This window comes from Streptomyces sp. NPDC033845, assembly GCF_055576225.1.
On sequence record NZ_JBVIRI010000006.1, the window covers coordinates 221,244 to 227,860 of the forward strand.

The 6,617-nt window shown below is 73.6% G+C and carries 3 protein-coding genes; 2 read left to right on the forward strand and 1 reads right to left on the reverse strand.

Annotation, left to right across the window (positions count from 1 at the left end):
- Window positions 1-74: 74 nt before the first annotated feature.
- Entirely contained in the window at window positions 75-2,906 is a 2,832-nt protein-coding gene (locus ACZ50K_RS15715) for a helix-turn-helix transcriptional regulator (protein WP_468902881.1), read from the reverse strand.
- A 436-nt stretch (window positions 2,907-3,342) separates the two neighbouring features.
- Between ACZ50K_RS15715 and ACZ50K_RS15720 the strand changes: the two genes are divergently transcribed.
- Window positions 3,343-3,489 (forward strand): hypothetical protein, encoded by a 147-nt coding sequence (locus ACZ50K_RS15720; protein WP_468902883.1) that lies wholly within the window; start codon window positions 3,343-3,345, stop codon window positions 3,487-3,489.
- Window positions 3,490-3,588: 99 nt separating this feature from the next.
- Window positions 3,589-6,462: a helix-turn-helix transcriptional regulator gene (locus ACZ50K_RS15725; RefSeq protein ID WP_468902886.1), complete on the forward strand. Its 2,874-nt coding sequence runs from the start codon at window positions 3,589-3,591 to the stop codon at window positions 6,460-6,462.
- Window positions 6,463-6,617: the final 155 nt, after the last annotated feature.

Here is a 6,617-nt window from a genome sequence, read left to right on the forward strand (position 1 = left end):
CGCGGCCGGCGCGGCCGCGGTTGCGGGCCGCCGCACCCGGTCAGGTGCGGCGGCCCGGCGCACGCCCGGCGGCTTCAGTCCGCCAGCAGCTTCTGCAGCTCGGCCCGCTGGCGCACACCGAGCTTGCGGTAGGAGTTGGTCAGATGGACCTCCACGGTCTTCACGCTGACGAACAGCTCCTGCGCGATCTCGCGGTTGCTGGCCCCCGAGGCCGCCAGTTTCGCGACGCGCGCCTCACTGGGGGTCAGGGAGTCCGGCCCCGCGACGGTCAGGCGGCGGGGCCGCGCCCCGGTCTTCTTGAGCGCCTCGATACCGATCCTGGCCAGGTTGTCGGATCCGCAGCCGTGCGCCAGGGTGACCGTCTCCCGCAGGAGCTCCTGCGCGGACTCGGCTCCGGTGGCCTGCCAGAGGGCGGCACCGTACGCCAGTCCGGTGCTGATCCGCTCGATCCGCGCGAAGGAGGGGGAGAGGAGGTTCCAGGACTCCTCCAGGGCCTCCAGCCCCCGAGCCGGGTCCCCGTGGGTGATCCCGACGACCCGCAGGGCACGCCCCAGGGCGCGTGGTGCCCCCCAGCGGCGGGCGCTCGCCAGTTCCTGTTCGGCGTACCCCAGGGCCTCCTCGGCGCGCCCGAGTTGGTGGAGGCTCATCGCCGCCTCCGACCGCCAGGGGATCAGCGCCGGGTTGTCGCCCCCGCAGGAGGCGAAGGACCGGCCCGCCTGGAGCGCGGTCTGCAGGCCCCTCTCGTACTGCCCCTGGATCCTCAGCAGCCGCGCCTGGATCATCAGCAGATGGTAGACCGCCCCCGGATTCCCCGGTGTCAGCCGCCCCCAGTCCAGGGCCGCCTGGGCCTCCGCGTACCGGCCCTGGGAGATGTGGACCTCGGCGCGGAACGCCCCGTTGAAGGCCCGCCCGACATGGACGTGGGCGTCCTCCACGGCGCGCATCGCCGAGTGCAGGTCCGCCTCGGCGTCCGCGAGGTGCCCCTGGTGCAGCCGCCCCCACCCGCGGTGGTTGAACGCGGCGGTCAGGGCCCGGATCGAGCCGTTCTTGTGCGCGTTGACGATGACGTCCTCCACCGAGGCGAGGGCATCGGGGTCATCCGCCGCGATCAGCGTGTGCCACACGCCCAGGGCGAGGAACTTCTCGCCGTTCGGCATGGTCATGAACTCCGTGTTGCGCGTCGCCCGCTGTGCCCGGGCGACGCCCTCGGGCCGGCCCTGCCAGGTCCTGACCATGGCGATCATGCTGTCCAGCGCTCCGGCCCCGGCGCTGTCGTGCGAGGGGAGCCGCTCCAGTTCGTCGGTGTAGGCGAACAGCGCCGGCTGGTTGGGCTCGAAGACGAGCGTGGAGAGCATGCCGGCGGCCAGGAACCCCCGGGTGCCCTCGTCGGTGGCCTCCCGCATGCCCTGCTGCTGGACCTGGAGGGACTCGGCGGTACGGCCGAGGAAGAACAGCGCGCTGCCCAACTGCGCGCAGATCATGGCCCGCTGGTGGGGCGACTCGGACAGGGTCAGGGCCTCGCGCAGCGGCCCGATCGCCCGGTCGTCGTTGAGCAGGTGACCGCAGTCGGCGAGCTTCAGCAGGACGTCCAGCCGCTGATCCGCGGGCGGCGGTTCGGCCAGAGCGCGCTGGAGGTAGACCTGAGCGGCGTCCGGCGAGCCCCGCAACAGGGCGTCGTCCGCCGCCTGGCGCAGGACCGCGACGGCCTGCTCCGACCCCGCGGGAGGGATGTTCAGCAGGTGCGCCCCCACCTTCTCGGCCTCCGCGCCCGAGGTCTCCAGCACCTGGGCGGCCTTGATGTGCGCGGTCATCAGCACATCCGGGTCGAGGGTGCCGTACACGGCCGCGCGCACCAGGGGGTGGGTGAACTTCAGCCGCATCTCCAGGGGGTTGCCCTGGGCGACCGACTCCTTGGAGAAGATGTTGACCAGCGCGAGGTGCTGTGCGGCGTGCACCGTCTCCTCGGGGGAGAGCCCGGCCTGGAGCGCCGCCACCCCGGGCTGTACGCCGTCTCCCAGGACGGCGACGGCCCTCGCCAGTCCCTCGGCGGCCTCCGGCAGCTCGTTCAGCCGCCCGGCCACGTACCGGGAGACGGCCTGCGGCCCCAGCTCCACGACCTGCCCGATGTTCTCCCGCACGGGTTCGATGCCCTCGGCCCGCATGACCCGGGCGAGCTGCTGGAGCAGGAGCGGATTGCCGCCCGTGACCCCGTGGCACGCCTCCACGAAGGGAGTCTCGGCCGGCCGCTCGTCGACGAAGGACTCGTTCAGCAGGATCCCCGCGGAGTCCAGGGACAGCGGACGCGGCCGGAGGAGGGTGGTCGCCCCGTCGACGCCGAGGACGTCCAGGGAGCGGGCGGTCGCCTCGTCGGCCCCGGGCCGCGAGGCCATCACCACCGCGACCGGGATGTCCGTCAGCCGGTGCATCAGGAACGTCAGGAAGCGCAGCGAGGGGGCGTCCGCCCACTGCACGTCGTCGATCAGGAGTACCAGCGGCCGGGTGCTGGCCATGTTCGCCACGCACCAGTACAGCCCGTGGAGCACGGAGAAGTCACCGCTCGACTCCTGGGATCCGTGCCCGCCGTCCACCACGGGCCGGGCCGCCTCCGCGGCGCCCGAGAGCCAGTCCGCGCGCAGCTCCGCCGGGGCGGACACCAGCGCGGGCTCCAGGAGCTGGCGGACCAGCCCGAAGGCGAACTCGCGCTCCATCTCCGATCCGTACGCCATCAGGGTCAGCGCCCCCCTGGCCTTCGCCAGCGCCCGCGCCTCCTCCAGCAGCCGGGTCTTGCCCACTCCGGCTTCGCCTTCTACCAGGATCAGGGAACCCAGACCCTCCAGGGCGGACGCCATCTTCCTCGACAGGACATCGATTTCGCTTTCACGTTCAAGCAGTATGGATCCGGCCATGCGCAGAGGATAGGCGCCGGTGGCCGGTCCGAGCACCGTGATGCCGACATTGGTGCGTGCGTCCGGCACATCCCGGCCGCATCTCCTGCGGCTGCGCGATCCACGGGTGCCGACAGCGGGCCCCCGCCCGCGCCGGACCCCGGAGGATACGGGCGTACTCGCCCGCTTCCCGATGGCTTGATGAGGTTCATCGCCATCCGCCCCCTGGAACCCTCCCCCCAGGAACGGGCCTCCCCGGGGAAGGGCGAATCTTGGGGTGCGTTTCGGGGAGGGCCCCGATGGTGACGGAGCCGGCGGAAGAGCATGATCATCGCAGTGTGGACGGGTACGGCCGGGACGCGACAGGTCCGCCCGGGGCCGCACCCGAGGAACGGATGGATGGGACAGGATGAGAGACCGCTGCGCTACCGACGACCGAAGGTGTGCCTGCTCACTCGTGGAGGACGACCTGGACTTCAGGTTCCTCGACCTGGTCGAATCGGACTACTCCGTCCAGGAGGAGCGGGAGCTGCGCAGCCAGAGCGCCCGCCACACCCGCCTCTCGGCCCGCCGGACGACGAGGGGGGACCGTCCCACCTCGTGACCCACCGGGACGGTGGCGTCCCGGGCGGCACGGTGTGCCCGCCGCCCCGCGTGGACGCGTCCGTCCTCCGCCCGCTCCTGGCTTCGAACGGATGGTCTCATGCACGCTTCTGACGACGTCGTTGAACGCACCACCGAACTCGCGGCGCTCCGCACCGCGGTAGAGGAGCTGATGGCCGGATCGGGGGGCTCCCTCATGCTGAAGGGGCCGGCGGGCATCGGCAAGAGCAGGCTGATGCGTGAAGCCACCGCCATGGGACGGGCGGCGGGAGCACGGGTCATCTCCGCCCGGGGGACGGAGATGGAACGCGCCTTCCCGCTGGGCGTCGTACGGCAGCTCTTCGAGCCCCTGACGGCCTCCGCGGATCCCCGGCAGCGCAAGGTGTGGTTCGCCGGAGCCGCCGCACCCGCCGCCGAACTCATCGGCCGGCCGGGCGGGGAGCACGAGAGCGAGCCGGCGTCGGGCGACTTCGGGAACTTCCACGTCCTGTACTGGCTGACGGCCAACCTGTGCCTGGACCAGCCGCTGGTGCTCGCGATCGACGACGCCCACTGGACCGACGCCGGATCGCTCAGGTTCCTCACCTTCCTGATGCAGCGCGCCAAGGACCTCCCGCTGCTCTTCGTGATCGCGATGCGGCCGGGTGAACCCGGCACGGACCTCGGTGTGACCGAGCAGCTGACCACGCACCCCGCCTCCCGGGTCCTGCTGCCGCAGCCACTGAGCCGCAAGGGCACCCAGACGATGGTCCGGCGCCGGCTGGGACACGGCGCCGAACCCTCGTTCGTCGACGCCTGCCACGTGGCGACGGGCGGGAACCCGCTGCTGCTGGAGGTGCTGACCGAGCCCGGGGACATCGAACCCCTCGCCGAGAACGCCGACCTCGTCCTGCGGACGGGCACGCTCGCCGTGGCCCACCGGGTGTCGCTGCGGCTGGCCCAGCTGCCCTCCGAAGCGGCCCTGCTCGTCCAGGCCGTCGCGGTGTGGGGGGAGCGGGCCAGCCTGCACGGCGCGGCGCTCCTCGCCGGGATCGGCCCCGCCGAGGCCGCCGAGACCGCGAAGGCCCTCCAGCGGATCGACCTCCTGCGCGCGACCGACGCGGAACCGTCCGCGGAGCCTGAACTGGAGTTCGTCCACCCGCTGGTGAGGTCGGCGGTATACGACTCCATGAACTGGGCCCGGCGCATCTCCTGGCACCGGCGGGCGGCCGAGGTGCTCGCGGAGCGCAAGGCCGCGGCCGCGCAGGTGGGAACGCATCTGCTGAAGGTGCCGCCGAGCGCCGACGGCGAGGTCGTGTCCGCCCTGCGCCGGGCCGCCGTCGAGGCCCGCAGGCGGGGCTCCAGCGACAGCGCCTACGTCTACCTCCAGCGGGCGCTGGCGGAGCCGCCGGCCCCGCACCTCCGGGTGGAGGTGCTCGCCGAGGCGGGCGGGGCCGCGCTGATGGTCGACCTGCAGGCCTGCGCGGCCCATCTGACCGACGTGCTCAACCTCACCGCGGACGTGCACGAACGGGCCCGGACCGCCTGCGTCCTGGGCAATGTCCTCCTCCTGCTGAACTGCACCTCCGAAGCCGTGACCCTGATGAGCGAGGCCCGCGACGCCCTCCCCGAGAGCGACGGAGACCTCCGCCGGCACCTGGAGGCGCTGCTGCTGAACATCCCGCTGGTGGTCGCCGGCTGGGTCCACCTGAACGACCGCCTGCCGGTCCTGCGCGCCCTGCCCGCGGCCGACACGCTGGGGGACCGGGCCATGGCCGGGATCATCGCGGCCGTGGACGCCTTCGCGGGCGACCCGACCGCCGCGGAGTACGCCCGCGCCGCGCTCGCCGACGGCACGCTCAACCAGTCCAGCGGCCAGGCCACGGCGATCGGGGCCTGGTTCGGGCTCCTCGCCTCCGACCGGGTGGAGGAGGCGATGGCCGCTCTCGACGCGGAAGTGGTGCGCACCCGGCACGAAGGATCACTGCCCCAGCTCGCCGTGGCCGTCATGTACCGGGCCCTGGCCTGGATGTGGCGGGGCGAGCTCGCCGAGGCGGAACAGGACGTCATGGAGGCGCTGAGGCTGATCGACAACACCCACCACGTGGTGGCCCGGCCGGTCGCCGACGCCATCATCGTGCAGACCCTCGTCGAGCAGGGCCGGTTCGCCGACGCCGAGGAGCGGCTGCGGCTCACCGGCATCGACGGCAAGGTGCCGTCCTTCGGCATGCAGCACTGGTTGCTGGAGGGCAAGGCCGAGGTGCTGAGGGCCCGTGGGGCGCACGAGGAGGCCCTCGCGTTCGCGGTGGCCGCGGGGGAGAGGTTCGCCGCCCACGGCGGCCGGAACCCCGCACTCCTTCCCTGGAGGTCCGAGGCCGCCCTGAACCTGTGGGCCCTGAACCGCAGGGACGAGGCCATCGCCCACGCCGAGGAGGAACTGCGGCTGGCCCGCACCTGGGGAGCGCCCCGGGCCCTGGGCCGGGCCCTCTGCGTGGCCGGGATGGTCACCTCCGGGCAGGAGGGGCTGGAGCTGCTGGACGAGGCCGTCGAGGTGCTGCGGGCCGGGCCGGCCCGGCTGGAGCTGGCCCGGGCGCTCGTCCAGTACGGCGCCGCGCTCCGGCGGGTGGGCAGGCGGAACGAGGCGCGCGAACTGCTCACGGAGGGCCAGGTGCTGGCCCAGCACTGCGGGGCCGGCGCGCTCGTGGAACTGGCGGCCGTCGAACTCACCGCGGCGGGCGGCAGCCTGCGCCGCGTGCAGGTCCTCGGTCCCGAGGCGCTCACCCCCAGCGAGCAGCGGGTGGCCGAACTGGCCTCGCTGGGCAGGAACAACCAGGACATCGCCCAGACCCTGTTCGTGACCACGAAGACCGTCGAGGCGCATCTCACCAACACCTACCGCAAGCTCCAGGTGAGCAGCCGCAAGCAGTTGGCGTCGGCGCTCACCGGGGCGGGGCTGGCGGCGGGAGCGGGAGCGGGAGCGGGGACGAGGGCCTGACCGGGCGGTCCCGGGGCGGCCCGCGGGCCCATGGACGCACGGGGAGGGCGGGGGGGGGCCCCCCCCGGCCCCCCCCCCCCCCCCCCGCGCCCCCCCCCCCGCCCCCCGGCGCCCCCCCGCCCCCCCGCCCCCCCGGCCCCGGGGGACCCCCACCC